Origin of the sequence: Christensenella sp. (assembly GCF_034927525.1) — a bacterium.
Lineage (GTDB): Bacteria > Bacillota > Clostridia > Christensenellales > Christensenellaceae > Christensenella.
Genome location: NZ_JAYFPU010000047.1, coordinates 1 through 1,919, shown reverse-complemented (window position 1 = coordinate 1,919; position 1,919 = coordinate 1). Strand labels below are relative to the sequence as shown.

Genomic DNA, 1,919 nt, shown 5'->3' with positions numbered 1-1,919 from the left:
CCTGCCTTACCACTTGGCTATGGCGCCATATGGAGCGGAAGACGAGATTCGAACTCGCGACATTCGCCTTGGCAAGGCGACGCTCTACCACTGAGCCACTCCCGCATGGGTAATAAAAAAAAGAACTTGGCGACCTGGAAGAGACTCGAACTCTCGACCTCTAGCGTGACAGGCTAGCGTTCTAACCAACTGAACTACCAGGCCATAAATGTAATGGTGGGAGTAACAGGGCTCGAACCTGTGACCCTCTGCTTGTAAGGCAGATGCTCTCCCAGCTGAGCTATACTCCCACACATTTATGCTGCACATGTTTTGAACAGCGCATGTATTATTTTATTATAAAAGGTATGTCCTGTCAACCTGTTTTATGAAAAAAATACTATCTTCTGTTCTGCAATTCCGCAAATAATTCTGGAAGCGTAAGTCCTTTTTCATTCATCAGCACAAGCAGGTGGTATAAGAGGTCTGCCGCTTCATAACGCAGCTCGTCCGTTCCCGGATTTTTAGAGGCAATAATAACTTCTGCACTCTCCTCGCCTACTTTTTTCAGGATTTTGTCGATCCCCTTTTCAAATAAGTAATTTGTATACGAACCTTCTTTTGGATTTATTTTCCTGTCGGCGATCAGGTCATATAGCTCGTACAACAGAGACGAATTGGCCGCTTCTTTGCTATCCTGCACCTGATTGAAGAAACAGGAATACTTGCCCGTGTGGCACGCCACGCCAGTTTGCTTCACCTGAAGAAGCACGCAATCACCGTCGCAGTCAAGGCTGACACTCACGATTTTTTGCACATTGCCGGAGGTCTCCCCTTTTTTCCAAAGCTGCTGGCGTGAACGCGAATAATAGTGCGCGTATCCCGTTTCCAGCGTCTTATCAAACGCCTCCTTGTTCATGTATGCCTGCATCAGTACAACGCCTGTATCGGCCTCCTGCGCGATCGCAGGCACAAGCCCGTCTTGTCCAAATTTGATTTCCATATCCATTGTTACTCACTCCTTACAGCGATATTTCTGCCCCTTAAATATTCCTTCACTTCACGGATCGTCAGTTCCTTATAGTGGAACAATGACGCCGCAAGCACTGCGCTTGCATCCGCTTCTAAAATCACCTGTGCAAAGTCTTCGAGCTTGCCCGCACCGCCCGAAGCGATGACAGGGACATTGACGATGCTGCTGATTGCCTTTGTCAGCTCGATATCATACCCGTTTTTTGTGCCGTCAGAATCCATGCTTGTCAGCAGTATTTCGCCCGCCCCGAGCTGTGTTGCCTTCCTTGCCCATTCAATAGCGTCCATGCCGGTGTTCAAGCGTCCGCCGTTCAAGAATACTTCGAATTTTCCGTCATCCCTGCGCTTGGCATCAATCGCAACGACAACGCACTGGCTGCCGAACTTCATGGCGGCCTCAGTGATCAGTTGTGGGTTTTTGACCGCCGGGGAATTGATAGATATCTTGTCCGCCCCGCACTTCAAAATACGCCGAAAGTCGTCCACACTGCGGATGCCGCCGCCAACGGTCAGCGGGATAAAGACCTGCTCCGCCGTCCGCGAGACTACATTCGCCATAATACCGCGATCGTCTGACGACGCTGTGATGTCAAGAAACACCAGCTCGTCCGCGCCCTGCTCATTATATGCCTTTGCGATCTCTACCGGATCACCAGCGTCCTTCAAATCGACAAAATTCACGCCCTTGACGACACGCCCCTCGTGTACGTCAAGACACGGTATGATCCTTCTTGTCAGCATTATTTCGCCGCCTTCAATGCTTCTTCTAACGTAAATGCGCCGTCATAAAGCGCCTTACCGATGATACATCCGCACGCGCCTGTTCCTTTGATCTTGTGTAAATCCTCGAGGCTGCTGACGCCACCGGAAGCGATCAGATTAACCCATGTCTTTTTGACGATAGTTTC

3 protein-coding genes and 3 tRNA genes are annotated in these 1,919 nt (G+C 49.8%); all 6 read right to left on the bottom strand.

Going from position 1 to position 1,919, the window contains the following annotated elements:
- Positions 1 to 30: 30 nt before the first annotated feature.
- A tRNA-Gly gene (locus VB081_RS01695) sits at positions 31 to 105 on the bottom strand.
- 22 nt (positions 106 to 127) lie between these two features.
- Positions 128 to 204, bottom strand: a tRNA-Asp gene (locus tag VB081_RS01690).
- A 10-nt stretch (positions 205 to 214) separates the two neighbouring features.
- Positions 215 to 290: transfer RNA gene (locus VB081_RS01685), tRNA-Val, on the bottom strand.
- An 89-nt stretch (positions 291 to 379) separates the two neighbouring features.
- Positions 380 to 988, bottom strand: a complete 609-nt coding sequence (gene hisIE / locus VB081_RS01680; protein ID WP_323399129.1) for a bifunctional phosphoribosyl-AMP cyclohydrolase/phosphoribosyl-ATP diphosphatase HisIE — start codon at positions 986 to 988, stop codon at positions 380 to 382.
- Positions 989 to 990: 2 nt separating this feature from the next.
- Positions 991 to 1,752, bottom strand: coding sequence for an imidazole glycerol phosphate synthase subunit HisF (hisF, locus tag VB081_RS01675; RefSeq protein ID WP_323399128.1), 762 nt, complete (start codon positions 1,750 to 1,752; stop codon positions 991 to 993).
- Positions 1,752 to 1,919 (bottom strand): HisA/HisF-related TIM barrel protein (locus VB081_RS14950; RefSeq protein WP_442872693.1); only part of this gene is annotated, 168 nt, incomplete at its 5' end. The genes hisF and VB081_RS14950, both read right to left, overlap by 1 nt.